Annotated in this window: 16 protein-coding genes and 1 pseudogene; 10 read left to right on the top strand and 7 right to left on the bottom strand. The window is 70.0% G+C overall.

Going from position 1 to position 20612, the window contains the following annotated elements; all coding sequences use genetic code 11:
• Positions 1-105: 105 nt before the first annotated feature.
• Together lpdA and G5T42_RS16765 are read right to left on the bottom strand one after the other, a co-directional pair.
• Entirely contained in the window at positions 106-1506 is a 1401-nt protein-coding gene (gene lpdA, locus G5T42_RS16770) for a dihydrolipoyl dehydrogenase (RefSeq protein ID WP_165129885.1), read from the bottom strand.
• Positions 1507-1515: 9 nt separating this feature from the next.
• Positions 1516-2232: a copper resistance CopC family protein gene (locus G5T42_RS16765; protein ID WP_241245876.1), complete on the bottom strand. Its 717-nt coding sequence runs from the start codon at positions 2230-2232 to the stop codon at positions 1516-1518.
• 105 nt (positions 2233-2337) lie between these two features.
• Between G5T42_RS16765 and G5T42_RS16760 the strand changes: the two genes are divergently transcribed.
• Complete coding sequence (locus G5T42_RS16760; protein ID WP_165129883.1) at positions 2338-2739, top strand: hypothetical protein; 402 nt, start codon at positions 2338-2340, stop codon at positions 2737-2739.
• Between the two features lie 22 nt (positions 2740-2761).
• Here G5T42_RS16760 and G5T42_RS16755 read toward each other — a convergent pair whose 3' ends face one another.
• Positions 2762-3115, bottom strand: a complete 354-nt coding sequence (locus G5T42_RS16755; RefSeq protein ID WP_206535668.1) for a hypothetical protein — start codon at positions 3113-3115, stop codon at positions 2762-2764.
• A 184-nt stretch (positions 3116-3299) separates the two neighbouring features.
• Between G5T42_RS16755 and G5T42_RS16750 the strand changes: the two genes are divergently transcribed.
• The 3 genes from G5T42_RS16750 (at position 3300) to G5T42_RS16740 (ending at position 5159) form a co-directional block, all read left to right on the top strand.
• A complete protein-coding gene (locus G5T42_RS16750) occupies positions 3300-3800 on the top strand; it encodes an FHA domain-containing protein (protein ID WP_165129882.1) in 501 nt (166 codons plus the stop codon).
• Positions 3800-4492, top strand: coding sequence for a MerR family transcriptional regulator (locus tag G5T42_RS16745; RefSeq protein WP_165129881.1), 693 nt, complete (start codon positions 3800-3802; stop codon positions 4490-4492). The genes G5T42_RS16750 and G5T42_RS16745 overlap by 1 nt, the downstream gene beginning before the upstream one ends.
• A gap of 121 nt (positions 4493-4613) precedes the next feature.
• Entirely contained in the window at positions 4614-5159 is a 546-nt protein-coding gene (locus G5T42_RS16740; protein ID WP_165129880.1) for a MerR family transcriptional regulator, read from the top strand.
• Between the two features lie 33 nt (positions 5160-5192).
• Here the strand turns inward: G5T42_RS16740 and G5T42_RS16735 are convergent, their stop codons facing one another.
• Together G5T42_RS16735 and G5T42_RS16730 are read right to left on the bottom strand one after the other, a co-directional pair.
• A complete protein-coding gene (locus G5T42_RS16735) occupies positions 5193-6416 on the bottom strand; it encodes an aminotransferase class I/II-fold pyridoxal phosphate-dependent enzyme (RefSeq protein WP_165129879.1) in 1224 nt (407 codons plus the stop codon).
• A gap of 142 nt (positions 6417-6558) precedes the next feature.
• On the bottom strand, positions 6559-7368 hold the full coding sequence (locus tag G5T42_RS16730) for a ParA family protein (protein ID WP_165129878.1): 810 nt from the start codon (positions 7366-7368) through the stop codon (positions 6559-6561).
• A gap of 74 nt (positions 7369-7442) precedes the next feature.
• Between G5T42_RS16730 and G5T42_RS16725 the strand changes: the two genes are divergently transcribed.
• From G5T42_RS16725 to def, 3 genes are read left to right on the top strand one after another with little or no spacing between them, the layout of a single operon-like run.
• Complete coding sequence (locus G5T42_RS16725; RefSeq protein ID WP_165129877.1) at positions 7443-10850, top strand: pyruvate carboxylase; 3408 nt, start codon at positions 7443-7445, stop codon at positions 10848-10850.
• Positions 10851-10897: 47 nt separating this feature from the next.
• Entirely contained in the window at positions 10898-12916 is a 2019-nt protein-coding gene (locus tag G5T42_RS18030) for a MinD/ParA family protein (RefSeq protein ID WP_347104026.1), read from the top strand.
• 1 nt (position 12917) lies between these two features.
• Complete coding sequence (def, locus tag G5T42_RS16715) at positions 12918-13409, top strand: peptide deformylase (RefSeq protein ID WP_165129876.1); 492 nt, start codon at positions 12918-12920, stop codon at positions 13407-13409.
• Between the two features lie 51 nt (positions 13410-13460).
• Here def and G5T42_RS16710 read toward each other — a convergent pair.
• Positions 13461-15289: pseudogene (locus tag G5T42_RS16710) on the bottom strand (AMP-dependent synthetase/ligase).
• Positions 15290-15498: 209 nt separating this feature from the next.
• Between G5T42_RS16710 and G5T42_RS16705 the strand changes: the two are divergent.
• The 3 genes from G5T42_RS16705 to G5T42_RS16695 all read left to right on the top strand — a co-directional run bounded on the left by G5T42_RS16705 (position 15499) and on the right by G5T42_RS16695 (position 18619).
• The gene (locus G5T42_RS16705; protein ID WP_165129875.1) at positions 15499-16431 is read left to right on the top strand and encodes an ROK family glucokinase; all 933 of its coding nucleotides are present in this window, start codon (positions 15499-15501) and stop codon (positions 16429-16431) included.
• Between the two features lie 25 nt (positions 16432-16456).
• The gene (locus G5T42_RS16700) at positions 16457-17203 is read left to right on the top strand and encodes a lysophospholipid acyltransferase family protein (RefSeq protein ID WP_165129874.1); all 747 of its coding nucleotides are present in this window, start codon (positions 16457-16459) and stop codon (positions 17201-17203) included.
• Between the two features lie 78 nt (positions 17204-17281).
• Positions 17282-18619 (top strand): 3-deoxy-7-phosphoheptulonate synthase class II, encoded by a 1338-nt coding sequence (locus G5T42_RS16695; protein WP_165129873.1) that lies wholly within the window; start codon positions 17282-17284, stop codon positions 18617-18619.
• Between the two features lie 43 nt (positions 18620-18662).
• On the opposite strand, the gene pknB is transcribed toward G5T42_RS16695, so the two are convergent.
• Positions 18663-20600, bottom strand: coding sequence for a Stk1 family PASTA domain-containing Ser/Thr kinase (gene pknB / locus G5T42_RS16690; protein WP_165129872.1), 1938 nt, complete (start codon positions 20598-20600; stop codon positions 18663-18665).
• Positions 20601-20612 lie beyond the last annotated feature (12 nt).

The following is a 20612-nucleotide window of genomic DNA, read 5'->3' as shown; positions in this document are numbered from 1 at the left end:
CGCGAATATGTGGGTTGAGGCCCGGGGTGAGCGCAAAGAACCGAGGCTGGCGCAAGAAGAAGCCCCCGCTGCCGTCGGCGCGGGGGCTTCTTCAGTGAGCTGGGGTCAGAGGTTGATCATGTGACCCGCGAGGCCGTGGAAGGCCTCCTGCAGCGCCTCGGAGAGCGTCGGGTGCGTGTGCACGTTGCGGGCGGCCTCGAGGGCCGTGAGGTCCCACTTCTGCGCGAGCGTCAGCTCGGGGAGGAGCTCCGACACGTCGGGGCCGATGAGGTGGCCGCCGAGGAGCTCGAGGTGCTCGCCGTCGGCGATGAGCTTGACGAAGCCCACGGGCTCGCCGAGGCCGTTGGCCTTGCCGTTCGCCGAGAACGGGAACTTCGCGACCTTGACGTCGTAGCCGGCGTCGCGCGCCTGCTGCTCGGTGAGGCCGAACGAGGCGACCTGCGGCGAGCAGAACGTCGCGCGGGGCATGTTGCGGTAGTCGCCGAGGGTCATCGTCTCGGCCTTGCCGATCGTCTCGGCGGCGACGACGCCCTGAGCCTCGGCGACGTGCGCGAGCTGGAGCTTCGCCGTGACGTCACCGATCGCGTAGATGTGCGGCACGTTGGTGCGCATGTGGTCGTCGATCTCGATCGCTCCGCGATCGCTGAGCTTGACGCCCGTCGCCTCGAGGCCGAAGCCCTCGACGTTGGGCGCGAAGCCGATCGACATCATGACCTTGTCGGCGTCGATGGACTGGGTCTCGCCGCCCGCCGCGGGGGTGTAGGTGACGGTGACGTGGTCGCCGTGATCGGTGACGGTCTCGACCTTGGTGGAGGTGAGGATGTCGACGCCGTAGCCCTTGTACTGCTTGGCGATCTCCTTCGACACGTCGGCGTCCTCGTTGGGGAGCGCGCGGTCGAGGAACTCGATGATCGTGACCTTGACGCCGTAGTTCGTCATGACGAACGCGAACTCCATGCCGATCGCGCCGGCGCCGACGATGACGATCGACTTGGGCAGCTCGCGCGTGAGGATCTGCTCCTCGTAGGTCACGATGTTGCCGCCGATCGACACCCCGGGGAGGAGGCGCACGCGCGAGCCGGTCGCGATGATCGCGTTGTCGAAGGTGACCTCTTCGGTAGAGCCGTCCGTCTTCTTGACGCTGATGGCGTTCGGGCCGGTGAAGGTGCCACGACCCTCGTACTCGGTCACCTTGTTCTTCTTCATGAGGAAGTGGATGCCCTTGACGTGGCCGTTGGCCACGGTGCGGCTGCGGTCCCACGCGACGCCGTAGTCGAACGACACGTCGCCCGAGATGCCGAAGAGGTCGGCCTTGTGGTGGAACTGGTGCGCGAGGTCTGCGTTCTTGAGCAGCGCCTTCGAGGGGATGCACCCGACGTTGAGGCAGACGCCGCCCCAGTACTTCTCTTCGATGATCGCGACGGAGAGGCCGAGCTGAGCGCTGCGGACGGCCGCGACATAGCCGCCGGGGCCGGCACCGAGGATGACGACGTCGTAGTGAGGCATGCCTTAACCCTATCGGTCGAGCGGAGGCTCCGATCCGCCGCCGGAGGCCGCGGGACCCGCGGGATCACGGCCTTCGGCGAGGGCCCGCTCACGTCGTGAGCGGGAGGTGAGGAGGTAGATCAGGGCGGCGGCGACGGCCAGGACGACGAGGCCCCCGACGACCCACGGCCAGACAGCCCCAGACGATGAGGCCTCCGTCGGCGCAGTGGTCGGGGTGGCGGTCGCGCTGGGCGTCTCCACGGGCTCTGCGGGCGACGCGCTCTCGGTGGGAGAGCTCGAGGCTGTGGGCGTCGGAGTGGGGGCTCCGGTGACGGTGAACGAGTACTCGCCCGAAATCGGATGCCCGTCGCTCGAGACGACCTTCCACAGCACCGTGACGGCACCCGACGCGCTCGCGGCGCCGGTCGTGAGCCGCTGCGTCACCACGGTGTCGCTCACGGACGGCTCGCCCTCGACGAGCGAGGCGCCCGAGGCATCCGTCACCGCGATCTCGTTCGCACCCTCCTCAGTGGAGATGAGGCCGCTGAAGGTCAGCGTGATCTCCGCCGGGAGCGACTCGACGGTCGCGTCGGCGGCCGGATCGGCCGAGAGGAACTCGTCGTGCGCGCTCGCGGGTGCGGCCCCGAGGAGGGTTGCGCCGATGGTCGCCGCAAGGCTCAGGGCGACGGCGACGAGGGCCGCGGAGACCCGGCGGACGGGGCGTTTGTGAATTCCTTGTGACGACACCCGCCAGAGCCTATCGGGGTCTTCTATGACGGCGACCCCCGGCATACCATGGCCGCAGGCGGGTCCGAACGCCCGTCGATTCGATGCAACGGACGGAGGTGCGGGATGGACTCGATGATGATGGACATGATGTCGAAGGACATGAAGTCGATGCCCGGCATGGACATGATGGACATGTCGGTCATGCAGGCGTGTATGGATGCCTGCTCGGCTTGCGAGCAGGCCTGCACGGTGTGCTCGACGCAGATGATGTCGTGCGCGATCACGTGCATGAACTGCGCGGACATGTGCAACACGATGATGCGCGCGATGCTGCGCATGCAGGGCATGAACCAGGCCAGCATGATGGCGATGCTCGACGCGTGCATCGCGATGTGCCAGCAGTGCATGGACGAGTGCATGGAGCACGCCGATCACAGCGAGATCTGCAAGATGTGCGCTCAGTCCTGCAAGGCGTGCATGGACGCATGCATGGCCATGAAGGACAGCATGATGGCGATGGGCTGAGCCCGTCGCCTTTCCCTTGGCGTCAGTCGGTGAGCGGCGCGACGTTGAAGCGCCGCTGGCCGACCGCGAGGACGTCGTAGCGCTCGTGCAGCGCGACCGGCGTGCCGGCGGAGATCTCCTGCGCGGCGCCTGATCCGTTCCACACGGAGAGGGGCGTCGCGCCGGCGATCGGCCGCAGCACGAGCGTGCCATCGGCGTGGACCGCCTCGACGATCGCGTCCACCCAGTCCGAGGGTGTGGCCGAAGCCAGGCGCGCCTGGATCAGATGCAGCGCGTGACCCGGCGCGAACGTCGAGCAGGCCCGCCCGTGGACGCACATGCACGCCGCACGCTCACGCACCTCGAGGGGCGGAATGTGGGAGTGCGGGGTCGACACGGGTTGCTCCGATCAGTAGGTTCGATTACCCCGCCAAGGCTAGGCAAGGGCGCCTGCCGAGGCATCCGAAGCGACACACGCCGAAACAATGCGGAACCCCCCCGGTCCGCGGCGCGAGCGGGTGGCGACGGCTCTTCACGGGGCGAGCCGATCGGATAGGCTTTTTGCGACGAGGAGGAGCAGCGTGGACGACAATCGCCGACCGGATGAGATCCGCCGCGCTGCGGACTCGGAGGCTGCACACCCGGCCGACCGGGCCGCAGACACGACCCAGACGTTCGGACACGATTCCGATCTGTCCTTCATCCCGTTCGGGGCCGACCTGTCGACCGCCGAGCTCGACGCGATCGAGGCCCTGCCGTCGCGCGTAGCGATCCTCATCGTGCGCTCCGGTCCCACGGCCGGCGCCCGCTACCTCCTCGACACCGACGTGACGACGGTGGGCCGCCACCCCGAGGCCGACATCTTCTTCGACGACGTCACCGTGTCGCGCCGCCATGCCGAGATCACGCGGGATGACGCGGGCTTCGAGATCGTCGATCAGCGATCGCTCAACGGCACCTACGTCAACGGCGAGCGGGTCGACCGTGCCCGCCTCGACAACGGCTCCGAGGTGCGCATCGGCAAGTTCCGCCTCAACTTCTTCGTCTCGCCCGCAGACCTCGCGCAGGCCGCGGACGGTTGATGTCGACGGCTGCCGCCCGCGAACGCTCATCGTCCGCGGGTCTTCTGAGCATCGGACAGGTCCTCGCCCGGCTTGCCCCGGAGTTCCCGACGCTCACCTCGAGCAAGCTGCGCTTCCTCGAAGTGCAGGGCATCGTGACGCCCGTGCGCACCGAGTCGGGCTATCGCAAGTTCTCGCAGACCGACCTCGAGCGGCTGCGTCTCGCCCTGACGCTCCAGCGCGACCACTACCTGCCGCTCGTCGTCATCCGCGAGTACCTCGAAGACATCGACGCCGGCCGTGACCCCGCGACCCCGGTCGCCGCTCCGCCGCCCTCGATCGTTCCCGCGCCGCGGCGCTACCGTCGCGAGGAGCTCCTCTCGGCCACGGGCGCGGCGCCCCAGCTGCTCAACGACGCGATCAGCACGGGCGTGCTCGCCGGCTCCGACGCGTACACCGAGCAGCAGGTCGCGATCCTCCGCGCCCTCGTCGCCCTCGACCGCCACGGCATCGAGCCGCGCCACGTCCGCACGCTGCGACAGAGCGCCGAGCGCGACGTCGCACTGGTCGAGTCGGCTCTCGCGGCGCTCCTGCGCCGGACGGATGCCTCGAGCCGCGCCCGCGCCAGCGAGCTCGCACCGGAGCTCGCCAAGCGCCTGGAGGAGCTCCGGGCGATCTTCGTCCGCAGCGCGCTGGACCGCCTTCTGTCCTGACCCGATCCGGCCCGCGCCGGCCTCGAACGCGCGACACGCCGAGCGCCGGGGAGCGGATGTCGTTGCCCGGGGCCCACCCCTCATCTAGCGTTGGATAACACGGTCCGGGAGGAGGCACCGAATGACAACTGACGAGACTCCCGAGGAGCCCCAGTTCGTCGCAGACCTCCTCTTCACCGACGGTCTTCCCGCCATGGACGACGAGGTCGGGTACCGCGGAGCGGTCGCCGCCCGCGCCGCCGGCATCACGTATCGCCAGCTCGACTACTGGGCGCGCACCGAGCTCGTCGAGCCCACCGTCCGGGGCGCGAGCGGGTCGGGCTCGCAGCGCCTGTACGGCTTCCGCGACATCCTCGTTCTCAAGCTCGTGAAGCGCCTGCTCGACACCGGCATCTCTTTGCAGCAGATCCGCACCGCCGTCGACCAGCTGCGCGCGGCCGGCATTCGCGACCTCACCGGCACGACCCTCATGAGCGACGGCGCCTCGGTCTACCTCTGCACGTCGAACGACGAGGTCATCGACCTCATCAGCCGCGGCCAGGGCGTCTTCGGCATCGCCGTCGGCAATGTGCTGCGCGAGGTCGAGTCGACCCTCGTCGAGTTCGAGCCGCAGGCTCCCGACGCGCTGGACGAGCTCGCCGCTCGCCGCGCGGCGCGCACCGCCTGACGCCCTCTCGCGGAGGACGCCAGGCGCGACGCCTCAGCCTGCATACGCGAGGTCGTGGGCGACGGATGCCGCGGCATCCGTCCCCGACTCGAAGGCCTGCGCGAGATCGGCGATGAGATCCGTCGGGTCCTCGAGGCCGATGCTGAGCCGGACGAGCGCGTCGGACGGCTTCGCCTCGGACTGGACCGGACGGTGGGTCAGTGCGGCGGGATGCTGGATGAGCGAGTCGACGCTTCCGAGCGAGACGGCGTGGGTGAAGAGCCGCACGCCCGACGTCAGCGCCACCGCCGCGCCGTAGCCGTCGGCGAGCTCGATGGCGATCATGGCGCCCGGGCCCGACTGCTGCGTGCCGATGAGGCCGTGGGGATCGCACTCGGGGAATCCCGGGAAGTGGACGGCGGCGACCTCCGGCCGCGACCGGAGCCACTCCGCCACGGTCCTGGCGCCGTCCTGCTGCGCGCGCATGCGGACCGGCAGCGTCCCGAGCCCGCGGTGCAGCAGGTAGGCCGCGAGCGGGTGCAGGATCGAGCCGGTGATGGCGCGCGTTCGCCGCAGAGCCGACGCGAGCCGCGCGTCGCATGCGACGACGCCGCCCACGACGTCGCCGTGTCCGCCCAGGTACTTCGTCGCGCTGTGGAGTGAGAGGGCGGCGCCCAGGTCGAGCGGATGCTGCAGCACCGGCGTCGCGAACGTGTTGTCGACGAGCACCGGCACATCGCCCGCGGCCGCCGCGACCGCGCGGATGTCGACGAGCTCCAGCGTCGGGTTGGCGGGGGACTCGACGATGACGAGAGCTGTGTCGGCGCGGACGGATGCCGCGACATCCTCGGGTCGGCAGAACGTGGTGTCGACTCCGAGCAGACCGGATGCCAGGAGGTGATCGGATCCGCCGTACAGCGGCCGGACGGCGACCACATGGCGCTTGCCGCTCTCGTGGGTCACCGCGAGGAGCGTCGCGGTGAGCGCCGCCATGCCGGACGAGAACGCGACGGCCTCCTCGGCGTGCTCGAGCCGCGCGAGCGCCTGCTCGAACCGGGCGACGGTCGGGTTCCACAGCCTCGCGTACACGTTCGAGCCGCCGTCGAGCGGCAGGCCGCCGGTCGCGAGGACCTCATACGAGAGTCCGCCCAGCTCGACGTCCGGAAGCGGGCTCGTCGACGAGAGGTCGAGGGGGAGCGCGTGCACGCCGAGGCTCGCGAGATCTTCGCGGCCGGCGTGCACAGCGATGCTGTCGGGTTGCAACGTCTTCGGTGCCATGAACAGCATGCTCTGTCATCGCGCGCCGTCCGGCAACTGATGCTCAGGAGCTGTCGCATTAATGGAGCAGAACGCTCACGCTCGCGACAAAGTGACCATCACGGCGAGCCGAGGAAGTGTGCTATGGGCCGGGCCGGGTGGGTCAGGCGCGCGCTTCGCCCGGCACGGGGATGCGCCCCGTGCGCATGACGCGGTCGAGCAGCGCGTCGAAGTCGGCGGCGAGCTCCTGGGCGGAGTCGCCCGGCCAGATGTGCAGCGGCTTGGCGGCGCCCTGCGCCTGCTGGAGCGACGTGCGCTCAGGCAGCTGCGGCGAGAGGACCAGCGGCCCGAACATGTCGCGCAGCTCCTTGATGCGGAACTGGTGCTCGATCGACTGCGGTCGCACGCGGTTCACGACGATGCCGAGAGGCTGGAGGCGGGGGGAGAGGCCGCGGCGGATCTCTTCGATCGCGCGGAGAGCCCGGTCGGCGGCGGCGACCGAGAACAGGCCCGGCTCGGTCACGACGATGACCCGGTCGGACGCCGCCCAAGCGGTGCGCGTGAGGGCGTTCAGCGAGGGGGCGCAGTCGATCAGCACGAGATCGTAGTCGGACTCGATCGTCGCGAGCGCCTCTTCGAGCTTCCACACGTCGCGGACGCTCGGGTGCGGGCCGTCGAAGTTGATCGCTGACGGGCTGCCGATCATCACGTCGATCGTGCCCGGGTGCACCTTCGCCCAGCCGCTCGAGGTGATCGCCTGACGGACGACCTTCTCCTTGGGATTGGCGAGCACGTCGGCGACATTCAGCCGGCCGGCGACCTGGATGTCCATGCCGGTAGATACGTCGGACTGCGGGTCGAGGTCGACGACGAGGGTGCGGACTCCACGTGCGAAGGCGGCCGAAGCGAGGCCGAGAGTCACGGTCGTCTTGCCGACTCCGCCCTTGAGCGAGCTCACCGAGAGTACGTGCACAAGGGTCTACGTTACCGTCCCCTAGGCTGAGAGCACACTCAGCCCCCACATGACGACGTCCGAACGAGGTGCGCATGTTCCGGAAGATCCTGGTCGCAAACCGTGGCGAGATCGCGATTCGAGCGTTCCGCGCGGCCTTCGAATTGGGGGCGCGGACCGTCGCGGTCTTCCCCTATGAGGACAGAGGATCGCTGCACCGACAGAAGGCCGACGAGTCCTACGTCATCGGCGAGCAGGGGCATCCTGTCCGCGCGTATCTCGACGTCGACGAGATCATCCGGGTCGCCCTCGCGTCGGGTGCCGACGCCATCTATCCCGGCTACGGCTTCCTGTCCGAGAACCCCGAGCTCGCCGCCCGCGCGGCCGAGCACGGCATCACCTTCATCGGCCCGCCGTCGACGGCTCTCGAGATGGCGGGCAACAAGGTCACGGCGAAGCAGCACGCGATCGCCGCGGGCGTCCCCGTCCTGAAGTCGACGGAGGCGTCCGAGGACGTCGACGAGCTCGTCGCCCAGGCGGCCGGCATCGGGTTCCCGATCTTCGTCAAGGCGGTCGCCGGAGGTGGCGGACGCGGCATGCGTCGCGTCGAGACGCCCGGCGAGCTGCCTCCCGCAATCGCCGAGGCGATGCGCGAGGCGGGAGCGGCTTTCGGTGACGCGCGCGTGTTCCTCGAGCAGGCCGTCGTGCGTCCCCGCCACATCGAGGTGCAGATCCTCGCGGACGCCACGGGCCACACCGTCCACCTCTTCGAGCGCGACTGCTCGGTGCAGCGGCGCCACCAGAAGGTGATCGAGATCGCGCCGGCTCCGAATCTCGACGACGAGCTGCGGCAGCGCATCCATCGTGATGCGGTCGCCTTCGCGAAGTCCATCGGCTACGTCAACGCGGGGACCGTCGAGTTCCTCGTCGACACGGCGGGGGAGCGGGCCGGCCAGCACGTGTTCATCGAGATGAACCCGCGCATCCAGGTCGAGCACACCGTCACGGAAGAGGTCACCGACGTCGACCTCGTCCAGTCGCAGATGCTGATCGCCGCCGGCGCGACGCTCGACGAACTGGGCCTCGCCCAGGAGAAGATCGTCCTCCGCGGCGCAGCGCTGCAGTGCCGCATCACGACCGAGGACCCGTCGCAGGGCTTCCGCCCCGACACCGGACGCATCACGACGTACCGGTCGCCGGGCGGCGCCGGGATCCGCCTCGACGGCGGCACGACGGCCGCGGGTTCCCAGATCAGCCCGCACTTCGACTCGATGCTGGCCAAGCTCACGTGCCGCGGGCGGGACTTCCCCGCCGCCGTCGCGCGGGCCAAGCGCGCACTCGCCGAGTTCCGCATCCGCGGGGTGGCGACCAACATCCCGTTCCTCCGCGCCGTGCTCGACGACCCCTCGTTCGTGGTCGGCGACCTCAGCACGGCGTTCATCGAGGAGCGCCCGAGTCTGCTGACGAGCCACCCCTCGCGCGACCGCGCGACGAAGCTCATCAACTGGCTGGCCGACGTGACGGTCAACCGACCCTACGGCGAGAAGCCGGTGTCGGTGTCGCCGGGCAGCAAGCTCCCGGCCATCGACCTGTCCACTCCGCCTCCCGCGGGCACGCTCGACCGGCTGCGCGAGCTCGGGCCCGCCGGTTTCGCCCGCGCACTCCGCGAGCAGGTGCCCCTCGCCGTCACCGAGACGACGTACCGGGACGCCCACCAGTCCCTTCTCGCGACGCGCGTGCGCACACGCGACCTCGTCCGCGTCGGGCCGCACGTCGCCCGCATGACGCCGGGCCTCCTCTCGGTCGAGGCGTGGGGTGGTGCGACGTACGACGTGGCCCTCCGGTTCCTCGCCGAAGACCCGTGGGAGCGCCTTGCCGCCGTTCGCGAGGCGATCCCCAACATCCCGATCCAGATGCTGCTCCGCGGCCGCAACACGGTCGGCTACACGCCGCGGCCAGTCGAGGTGACCGACGCCTTCGTGCGCGAGGCGGCCTCGACGGGCGTGGACATCTTCCGCATCTTCGACGCACTCAACGACGTCGATCAGATGCGCCCGGCCATCTCCGCCGTCCTCGAGACGGGCACCGCCCTCGCCGAGGTCGCCGTCTGCTACACGGCCGACCTCCTCGACCCCGCAGAGAAGCTCTACACGCTCGACTACTACCTCCGCCTCGCGGATCAGATCGTCGAGTCCGGCGCGCACATCCTCGCCATCAAGGACATGGCGGGCCTCCTGCGTCCCGCCGCCGCGGCGAAGCTCGTGACGGCGCTGCGCGAGCGGTTCGACCTTCCCGTGCACCTGCACACCCACGACACGGCGGGCGGCCAGCTCGCGACGCTGCTCGCGGCGAGCGCGGCGGGAGTGGATGCGGTGGATGCCGCGGCCGCCCCGCTGTCGGGCACGACGAGTCAGCCGTCCCTGTCGGCGCTCGTCGCCGCTCTCGCGCACACCGAGCGCGACACCGGCATCGACCTCGCCGCCGTCAGCGATCTCGAGCCCTACTGGGAGGGCGTGCGCCACCTGTATGCGCCGTTCGAGTCCGGCCTGCCCGGCCCCACAGGCCGCGTGTACCACCACGAGATCCCCGGCGGCCAGCTGTCGAACCTCCGCCAGCAGGCGATCGCACTGGGCATGGCCGACGACTTCGAGCTCATCGAGGACATGTACGCCGCGGCCGACCGCATCCTCGGCCGCATCCCGAAGGTGACTCCGTCGTCCAAGGTCGTGGGCGACCTGGCGCTGGCGCTCGTGGCAGCGAAGGCCGACCCGGCCGACTTCGCCGAGAACCCGCAGAACTACGACATCCCGGACTCGGTGGTGGGTTTCATGGCGGGCGAGCTCGGCGACCTGCCGGGAGGCTGGCCCGAGCCGTTCCGCACGAAGGTGCTCGCGGGCAGGCAGATCTCGATCGACATCCCGCCGCTCACCGACGCCGAGCGCGCGGGACTTGAGGGGGATGCCGCGACCCGCCGCCGCACCCTCAACCGCCTGCTCTTCCCCGGACCCGCGAAGGAGTTCGAGAAGGCGCGGGAGACCTACGGCGACCTCTCGACGCTCGGCACGCCCGACTACCTCTACGGGCTGAAGCCCGGTGAGGAGCATGTCGCCGAGATCGATCCCGGCGTGCAGCTCTACGTGGGCCTCGAGGCGATCGGCGAGGCCGACGCCAAGGGCGTCCGCACCGTCATGACGACGCTCAACGGACAGCTGCGCCCCGTGTACGTCCGCGACCGCAGCATCAAGGTCGAGACGCGCCAGGCCGAGAGGGCCGACACGTCGCGGCCCGGGCAGGTCGCGGCGCCGTTCTCGGGGGTCGTGACGATCAAGACCGAGGCCGGCGACACCGTGACCGCGGGGCAGCCGATCGCGTCGATCGAGGCGATGAAGATGGAGGCGGCCATCACGGCTCCGGTCGACGGAGTGATCGAGAGGATCGCGATCGCCGCCACGCAGCAGGTGGAGGCCGGCGACCTTTTGGTCGTCATCCGCCCCGCCCAGTAGCCTGGAGGATGGGCACCCGACGCCCGACATCCTCTGGAGATCATGCAGTGACGCCCGAGCGCAACGACCAGCACCCCGACGAAGAGACCGAGAACGGCGTGCTCGCCGAGACCGGCGGGATCGACACGACCGCCATCGGAATCCTCGGCGGCGGCACCGAACAGGTGAGCGTCGTCCTTCCCTCCGCCTCCGACGACGAAGAGCTCGGCGACGACGACGTCGTCGGCGACGAGGTCGAGGTCGAGAGCATCGACGTGGACTTCCCGCCGCGCCTCGAGCGCCCGGCCTATGAGGCCGAGTGGCTCGGCGAGGCGGCGAATGAGCCCGTGCACGTCGAGATCGAGGATGCCGCGTCCGAGGCCTCCGCCGCCGAATCCGACTTCCCCGCATCCGAAGAGCAGTCCGCCGATCACCCTGCACTCGAGGGCGAGCTCGAGGACGCGGACGATCCCGAGGTCGTCGAGTTCGTCGATGTCGTCGACGGGACCGACGCCGATGGCGAGAATGTAGGCACGTACGAGACGTACGTCGCCGGAGACGGCGAGACGCACGAGACCGCTCACGCCGATGACGAGATCCACACCGCTGATGCAGAGGTCGTCGCCGAGATCGTCGACGACCTCGAAGGACCCGTGCTCGTCGAGGGCTTCGACGATGACGACATCGACGGCACCGCCGCCGGCGCCGACGTCGAACACGACGCCGACGCCGCCGGTGTCGCAGGCCCCGGCATCCAGGATTCCGATGATGAAGACGACGGCGCCGACGCGCTTCCGGTGATGGGGTTCACCGATGACGCGCACGACGCAGACACCGCCGAGCCCGGGGGTGCCACCGAATCGACCGTGGAGGCCGAGATCGTGACTGAACAGGACCACCCGGGCGACGCCGGCCAGGCCGACGCCCCGGCGCCTCTCACCGGCGGCACCGCGCGGGGCGCGGCATCCGTCACCCCTACCGGTTCGGTGCCGACCACCACCGGCTCCAATCCCGCGACCCGCCGGGAGGCGCACGCCGAGTCGGCCGACAAGCAGGAGCGCGCACACGCCGTGGAGCGCGTGCAGCCGCGGTCCGATGTGGCCCTCACGTCCAAGCGCCTCGGCGAGTTCGAGCCGGGCCGCGAGTCGGCCGACCTTCTGACGGCCGACCGCCTGCTCGACCCGCACCAGGTCATCAAGCCCGAGCCCGAGGGCGCATGGCAGCACTTCGTCTACTCGATCACCGGCCGGCGCGTGAACCTCGGCGACGGCAAGCGCGCGCGGGCCCGCAAGGAGCTCGACCGCCGCATCTCGGCCGCCCTCGGCCAGGGCGCGCGGTTCGTGCCGGTGCTCTCGCGCAAGGGCGGCGTGGGCAAGACGACGATCACGACGCTCCTCGGCATGGCACTGGCGGATGCGCGCGACGACCGGATCATCGCGATCGACGCCAATCCCGACCGCGGCACGCTCGCGGAGCGCATCGCGCGCCAGAACGGCAAGACGGTGCGGGACCTCGCCCGCGCTCGCGGCGAGATCTCGGGCTACGCGGGCATCTCGTCGATCGTCGCGCGCGACGACACGCGCCTCGACGTCCTCGCCTCCGATGCCGACCCTCGCATCGCCGAGGCCTTCAACGACCGGGATTACCACGACGTCGCCTCGATCGCCGCGCACTACTACTCGATCGTCCTCACCGACACGGGCACGGGCATCGTGCACTCGGTCATGCAGGCGACGCTCGATCTCGCCGATCAGCTCGTCATCGTCTCGGGACTGAGTGTCGACGAGGCCCGCCTCGCGTCCGAGACCCTGACGTGGCTGGAGACGAACGGCTACGCCGAGCAGGTGCGCGGCGCCGTCGTGGTGCTGAACAACGCTCGGCCGGGGACGCCCCTCGTGCGCCCCGAGGAGCTCGAGACGCACTTCAAGAGCCGCGTGCGCGCCGTCGTGCGCGTGCCGTACGACCCGCACATCGCCGCAGGCAGCGCGATCACCTTCCGCGACCTGCGCCCCGAGACCCGACTCGCCGCACGGGAGCTCGCGGCGAGCGTCGTCGAGGGGCTGCGCTCGCTCGCGTCGGCCGCCTGACGTGGCGGTCCGGCCCATCCGCCTCTTCGGCGACCCCGTCCTCCGCGCGCCCAGCGCGCCGATCGGCGAGATCGACGACGGCGTGCGCGCACTCGTGCAGGATCTCGTCGACACCGTCGAGCTCCCCGGCCGCGCCGGCGTCGCCGCACCGCAGATCGGCGTCGGCCTCCGGGCCTTCAGCTACAACATCGACGGCGACATCGGCTACGTCATCAACCCCGAGATCGTCGAGGTCTCGGGTGACCCCGTGCCGACCGGCGAGGGATGCCTCTCCGTCCCGGGGCTCTGGCACGACGCGCTGCGGCATCCGTATGCGAAGGTGCGGGGGATCGACCTCGACGGCAACGAGATCGTGGTCGAGGGCGAGGGTCTGCTCGCTCAGGCGCTGCAGCACGAGACCGACCACCTCGACGGGATGCTGTACATCCAGCGCCTCACGCCCGAGGAGCGCAAGGTCGCGATGCGGGAGATCCGCGAGAGCGACTGGTTCTGACGCGAAGAGGGCCCGGACGATCGTCCGGGCCCTCTTGCGTGGCTTGGCCGCTCAGCCTCCGAGCGACACGTTGGTCGTCGCGACCGGCACGTTGTAGAGCTCGTCGACCTCGGACGCGAAGTCCTGCAGGATGACGTTGCGCTTGATGCTCATCTTCGGTGTGAGGTGCCCGCTCGCCTCGGTCCACTCGGTCGAGAGGATCGCGAACTTGCGGATCGACTCGGCGCGCGAGACGGACTTGTTGGCGGTGTCGATCGCCCGCTGCACTTCGGCACGGACGGCGCTGTTCTTCGCGGCATCGGCGAGCGACATGTCGGCCGGCAGGTCGTTGTTGGCGAGCCAGGTCGGCAGCATCTCGGGGTCGAGGGTGACGAGGCAGGAGATGAACGGCTTCTGGTCGCCCACGACGACGACCTGGCCGACGATCGGGTTCGAGCGGATGGGGTCTTCGAGGGCGGCCGGCGCGACGTTCTTGCCGCCGGCCGTGACGATGATCTCCTTCTTGCGACCCGTGATCCTGAGGAAGCCCTCATCGTCGAACGAGCCCAGGTCGCCGGTGAGGAACCAGTCGCCGTCGAACGCGGCGGCCGTCGCCTCGGGGTTGCGCCAGTACTCCTTGAAGACGTTGATGCCGCGGACCTGGATCTCGCCGTCGTCGGCGAGACGGACGCCGACGCCGGGGAGCGCGGGTCCGACGGTCCCGATCTTCGACTTCGTCGCGAGGTTGACCGTTGCGGGGGCCGTGGTCTCGGTGAGTCCGTATCCCTCGAGGATCACGACGCCGAGGCTGTGGAAGAAGTGGCCGAGGCGAGAGCCCAGGGGAGCGGAGCCCGACACGGCGTAGACGACCTTGCCGCCCATCGCCTCGCGGAGCTTGCTGTAGACGAGCCGGTCGAAGAGCGCGAACCTGATCTTGAGCCCGAGGGGGATCTTCTTGCCCTCTTCGCGGAGCTTCGAGTGCTCGATCGCGGCGCTCGCGGCGGCGCGGAAGATCTTGCCCTTGCCGCCCGCCTCGGCCTTCTGCTCGGCCGAGTTGTAGACCTTCTCGAACACACGCGGGACGGCGAGGAGGAACGTCGGCTTGAACGAGCCGAGAGCGGGGAGGAGGTGCTTCGTGTCGGGCTGGTGACCCGTCTTGACGCCGGCATGGATGTCGAGGATCGAGATGAAGCGGGCGAAGACGTGCGCCGTCGTGATGAACAGGAGCGTCGAAGCGCCCGGAGTCTCGACGACCTCGTGCAGCGACTTGGCGGCGTTGCGGCTCAGCTCGACGAAGTTGCTGTGCGTGAGCACGCAGCCCTTCGGCCGGCCCGTCGAGCCCGACGTGTAGATGAGGGTCGCGATGTCGGCGCCGTTGGCGAGGTTCCGCCGGCGCTCGATCTCCTCATCGGAGACGCCCTCGCCTCCGGCGACGAGCTTGTCGAGGTCGCCGTCGTGCATCGACCACGTCGAGCGGATCAGGGGAGTTCGGCGCGGACCTCTTCGATGCGCGCCGCGTGGTCGGCCGACTCGGTGATGACCGCGATCGCGCCGGAGTCCGAGAGGTTCCACTGGATCTGGGCGGCGGAGCTCGTCTCGTAGATCGGCACCATCACCGCGCCGGCATAGAACAGCGCGAAGTCGACGAGCGTCCACTCGTACGTCGTGCGCGCGACGAAGCCGACCTTGTCGCCCGGCTCGATGCCGGCGGCAGCGAAGCCCTTCGCGAGGGCGATGACCTGGCGCTGGAATTCCGCCGCGGTGATGTCGCGCCATCCGTCCCCGTCGGGAACCGCGAACAGGGCGAGCTGCGGCGTCGCCTTGACCCGCTCGACGAGCAGGTCGGTGACGTTTGCGGAGGGATCCGCGGGGACTATCGCGGGGACTTCGAACTGGACCACGGCAACTCCTTCGGTACCGGCATTCATCGGGTGCGCCTGCCTCCGAGTGTATCCGGACCCCGTGGACCCGCCCGGATCGCTGGGGACGGATGCCGCGGCCCGGCCCACGAGGACCCCCTGTCACACACGCCTCGGCGCGCGACACCGCCCGGATAGACTTCAAGGCGCCGTCGCGTCGCGATGCGCGCGAGGATGACGGAGGGAGCGCGGTGCTCAAGGTCGGGATCGACATCGGCGGAACGAAGATCGCGGGAGGGGTGGTCGACGACGAGGGCACCATCGTCGAGCAGCTTCGCGTCGAGACTCCCGTCGACACCGCAGCGCTCGAGGATGCCGTGGTCGACATGGTCCGCCACCTCCACGATTCGTACGACGTCACGGCCGTCGGCGTCGCCGCCGCGGGGTTCGTCGATCGAGACGGCGCCGTGATCATCCACGCCCCGAACATCGCGTGGCGGAACGAGCCGCTCAAGGCCAAGCTCGAGGGCCGCCTCGACATGCCCGTCACGATCGAGAACGACGCCAACGCGGCGGGTTGGGCCGAGTATCGCTTCGGCGGCGGCGCCCACGTCGACGACATGGTGATGCTGACGCTCGGCACGGGCGTCGGGGGAGCGGTCATCCTGGGCGGCAGTCTGTACCGCGGCGGTCACGGCATCGGCGCCGAGCTCGGCCACATGCGCTTCACGCGGGACGGCCGCCCGTGCGGCTGCGGACAGAACGGATGCCTCGAGCAGTACGCATCCGGTCGTGCCCTGCAGCGCGAGGCCGATGAGATCGCCGATGCCGGCGGGATCGGTGAGGCTCTCGCGGCGGTCCGAACCGAGAAGGGCTCGATCAGCGGTCCGGCGATCTCGCGGCTCGTCCTCGCGGGCGACCCGGGCGCGCTCGAGGCGCTGCGACGCGTCGCGACGGCGCTCGGCGAGGCGTGCGGCGGCTTCCAGGCCGTCCTCGACCCATCGCTCTTCGTCATCGGGGGCGGTGTGGCCGAGCTCGGCGACGTGCTGCTCGAGCCGGTGCGCATCGCCTACGAGACGTCGCTGCCGGGCTACGGCGACCGCCCGGTCGCGGACTTCGCGATCGCCCGGCTCGGGAACGCGGCCGGGATCATCGGCGCCGCCGACCTCGCAGGCAGCAAGTAGCGGACGGCTCGAGGAGGCACGCGGCTTGTTCTACTGGCTCATGAAGTACATCGTGATCGGTCCGATCACGAAGGCCATCTGGCGTCCGTGGATCGTGGGTCGGCGCAACATCCCCGCCGAGGGAGCCGCGATCCTCGCGAGCAACCACCTGTCGTTCGTCGACTCGGTCTTCCTCCCGCTCATGATCGACCGGCCCGTGTCCTTCCTCGCGAAGAGCGATTACTTCACCGGTCGCGGGCTCAAGGGCTGGGCGACCCGCATGTTCTTCAAGATGACGGGCCAGATCCCGATCGACCGATCCGGCGGCAAGGCGTCCGAGGCATCCCTCAACACGGGCCTTCAGGTGCTGGGCCGCGGCGATCTGCTCGGCATCTACCCCGAGGGCACGCGCAGCCCCGACGGAAAGCTGTACCGGGGTCGTACGGGGCTCGCACGTATGGCGCTCGAGGCGCACGTGCCGGTCGTGCCGGTTGTCATGGTCGACACGGACTCGATGATGCCGATCGGCACGCACATCCCGCGCATCGTCCGGGTCGGCGTCGTGATCGGCGAGCCCCTCGACTTCTCGCGCTTCGAGGGCATGGAGGGGGACCGGTACATCCTGCGGTCCGTGACCGACGAGATCATGGTCGCCCTGCAGCGTCTGGGGGAGCAGGAGTACGAGGACGTCTACGCCTCTACGGTCAAGGACCGACTCAAGAAGCCCGCAAAGGCCCAGCTGCCCGCCGCGACGCCGGCGCACGCGCCCTCCCAGACTGCGCCCCGGGCCTGACGCGAGCCCGACGGGGAGCGCCGCACCGCGGACGTAAGACGGCGGCTGGCGTTCGCATGCCGCCGATAGACTTGGCGGATGCTTCAGCAGCTCGACGCCCTCGACCACTGGCGGACTCTGCCGATCAAGCAGCAGCCCGCATGGCGCGACCGCGACGCCGTCGATGCTGTGTCGGCCGAGATCTCGACGCTCCCGCCCCTCGTCTTCGCGGGCGAGGTCGACATCCTCCGCGAGCGCCTCGGGCGCGCGGCTGCGGGTCAGGCCTTCCTGCTGCAGGGAGGCGACTGCGCCGAGACCTTCGCCGGAGCGACGGCCGAGCAGATCCGCAACCGGATCAAGACCGTTCTGCAGATGGCGGTCGTCCTGACCTACGGCGCTTCGATGCCCATCGTCAAGATGGGCCGGATGGCGGGCCAGTTCGCCAAGCCCCGCTCGAGCGACACCGAGACGCGGGGCGACGTCACGCTCCCCGCGTACCGCGGCGACATCGTCAACGGCTACGACTTCACCGAGGGCTCGCGCCAGGCCGACCCGGCGCGGCTGCTGAAGGGGTACCACACCGCCGCGTCGACGATCAATCTCATCCGCGCGTTCACCCAGGGTGGGTTCGCCGACCTGCGGGAGGTGCACAGCTGGAACAAGGGCTTCGCGCAGAACCCGGCCAACCAGCAGTACGAGCGCCTCGCGACCGAGATCGACCGCGCGATCAAGTTCATGGAGGCCGCCGGCGCCGACTTCGACGAGCTCCGCCGCGTCGAGTTCTACACGGGGCACGAAGGTCTCCTCATGGACTACGAGCGCCCGATGACCCGCATCGATTCGCGCACGGGGACGCCGTACAACACGTCGGCGCACTTCCTGTGGATCGGCGAGCGCACGCGCGACCTCGACGGCGCGCACGTCGACTACTTCTCGCGCATCCGCAACCCCATCGGCGTCAAGCTCGGGCCCTCGACGACACCCGAGACGGCTCTCGAGCTGATCGACAAGCTCGATCCCGAGCGCGAGCCGGGCCGCCTGACCTTCATCACCCGCATGGGCGCCGGCAAGATCCGCGACGCGCTTCCGCCGCTGCTCCAGGCCGTGAAGGACTCGGGGGCCACGCCCCTGTGGGTCACCGATCCCATGCACGGCAACGGCATCACGACGCCCACGGGCTACAAGACGCGTCGGTTCGACGACGTCGTCGACGAGGTGCGCGGGTTCTTCGACGCGCATCGCGAGGTCGGCACGTTCCCCGGCGGCATCCACGTCGAGCTCACGGGTGACGACGTCACGGAGTGCCTGGGCGGTTCGGAGGAGATCGACGAGGCCGCGCTCGCGACCCGCTACGAGTCGCTGTGCGATCCGCGCCTCAACCACATGCAGAGCCTGGAACTCGCCTTCCTCGTGGCCGAGGAGCTCGAGAAGCTCTGAGCGGGCCCGGCTCGGCTCCGGGCTCATCGCGCCCGGGTCCGGGCTAGTCGGTCGCGCTGAGGTCGAGCGAGACCTTCGACCCCTTGACGCGCTGCGCCTCGGCTTCGGGGTCCTGTGCGACGACCGTCGCGATCAGCGCGAACGGCTCCCAGAGCGGGTTGTACTGCGGAGTGAACCCGGCCGCCGTGAGCTTGTCCTTCGCCTCGGCGAGCGTCAGGCCCACGACGCTGGGCACGGGGAACAGGGGAGGCCCCGACGAGACGACGAGGGTCACGGCCTCGCCCGGACGCCACGGCGTTCCGTCCTCCTTGTCGGCGATGCGGATGACGAGCCCGTCCTTGACGCTGTCGCTCGTCTCCTCGGTCGTCCCGGCGATCTGCAGGTTCTTCGCGTTCAGCGCGGCCGTGGCATCACCGACGCTCTTGCCCGCGACATCCGGGACCGCTCCGACCGACACGGCGAGCACGGCCGAATCGCCCTCGTGGATGGTGCAGCCGGGAGTGCAGTCGAACGCGTCGCCTCCCGCGCGCGGAGTGACGGATGCCGAGATCACGGCGTTCTCGGCGACATCGCCGTTGAAGTACTGCGCGTCGTCTCCGACCGTCACGCGGACGCTTTCGAGCGCGGTGCGCGCCTGGTCGGCGGGCAGCCCGCCGAGCGCCGACACGGGATGGTCCTGGGGGCCCTTGGACACGAGGACCGTCACTGTCGTGTCCTTGTCGACGCGCGCGCCGGCGCCGGGCTCAGAGCCGACGGTGGTTCCGGCGGGGACGTCGAAGTCGAACACGTCCTCCTGCGCCGCGAGGAGTCCCTCTTCGGCCAGAGCGCCCTGTGCCTGCTCGAACGTCATGTTCGCGACATCCGGCACGGCGACCTGCGAACCGGGTCCCGAGCCGAACCACCACCCGACGCCCGCGGCGAGGACGGCCAGCACGACGACGAGCGCGAAGAGCCACCCGCCCCTCCGGGCGCGCTTTCGCATCTCGGTGCGCAGCCGCGCGGCGTTGTCGACGTCGTCGATGGCCGCCATCGGGCCGGTGATGGCCGCGGGCAGCACTTTCGTGAGCTCGGTCTGTGCTCCGCCCTCGTCGCGGATCACGGTCGTCGGCGCGGTGCGGGCGACCTGCGGATGGACGCCGAGCTCCCGTTCGATATCGCGGAAGCGGTCCAGCATCTCGCGCGCGTCAGTCGGCCGGTCGTCCGGCGACTTCTCGGTCGCCCACAGCACGAGCTCGTCGAGCTGCTCGGGGACGCCCGGGTTCTTGACGCTCGGGCGGGGGACGGAATCGGTCGCGTGCTGGAAGGCGATCTGCATCGGCTGCTCGCCCTGGTACGGCTGCTCGCCCGCGAGCATCTCGTAGAGCATGATGCCGAGCGAGTAGATGTCGCTGCGCGCATCCGCCGTGCCCCGCGTCACGAGCTCCGGCGCGAGGTACGCGATCGTGCCGAGGAGCTGCGATCCGGTCGCGGTGTTCGCGGTCGTCGCGCGGGCGAGGCCGAAGTCGCCGATCTTGATGCGCCCGTCCTCGGCGAGGAGCACGTTCTCGGGCTTGACGTCGCGGTGGACGATGCCGGCGCGGTGGGCCGCCGCGAGGCCGGAGAGCACGGCATCCATGATCGTGATGGTCTGCGGAATGGTCAGGCGCCGCTGCTCGCGCAGGAGCTCGCGCAGCGTGATGCCGGGCAGATACTCCATGACGAGGTACGCCATGTCGCCGTCCTGGCCCTGATCGAAGACGTTGACGACGTGCGGGTCGGCGAGCCGGGCCGCCGCCCGAGCCTCCTGGATGAAGCGGCTCTGGAACACGGTGTCGTCGCTCAGATGCCCGTGCATCACCTTCAGGGCGATGCGCCGCTCGAGCCGCAGGTCGGTGGCGACGTACACGGTCGCCATGCCACCGCGCGCGATGCGCGCGCGGACCCGGTACCGGCCGTCGACGAGACGGCCGATCAGCGGGTCGGCCTGCTGACTCGTGCTCACGCTGAAAGTCTA

The sequence above is a fragment of the Microbacterium sp. 4R-513 genome (assembly GCF_011046485.1).
In the GTDB taxonomy this organism is placed as follows: Bacteria; Actinomycetota; Actinomycetes; order Actinomycetales; family Microbacteriaceae; genus Microbacterium.
Note: the sequence above shows the minus strand (reverse complement) of the source record. Positions and strands in the feature narration are given on the sequence as shown.

Excerpts from the sequence above, each read along its gene's own strand:
- lpdA (WP_165129885.1), bottom strand. The coding sequence starts at position 1,506 with ATGCCTCACTACGACGTCGTCATCCTCGGTGCCGGCCCCGGCGGCTAT.
- G5T42_RS16760 (WP_165129883.1), top strand. The coding sequence starts at position 2,338 with ATGGACTCGATGATGATGGACATGATGTCGAAGGACATGAAGTCGATG.
- G5T42_RS16745 (WP_165129881.1), top strand. The coding sequence starts at position 3,800 with ATGTCGACGGCTGCCGCCCGCGAACGCTCATCGTCCGCGGGTCTTCTG.
- G5T42_RS16740 (WP_165129880.1), top strand. The coding sequence starts at position 4,614 with ATGACAACTGACGAGACTCCCGAGGAGCCCCAGTTCGTCGCAGACCTC.
- G5T42_RS16735 (WP_165129879.1), bottom strand. The coding sequence starts at position 6,416 with ATGGCACCGAAGACGTTGCAACCCGACAGCATCGCTGTGCACGCCGGC.
- G5T42_RS16725 (WP_165129877.1), top strand. The coding sequence starts at position 7,443 with ATGTTCCGGAAGATCCTGGTCGCAAACCGTGGCGAGATCGCGATTCGA.
- G5T42_RS16695 (WP_165129873.1), top strand. The coding sequence starts at position 17,282 with ATGCTTCAGCAGCTCGACGCCCTCGACCACTGGCGGACTCTGCCGATC.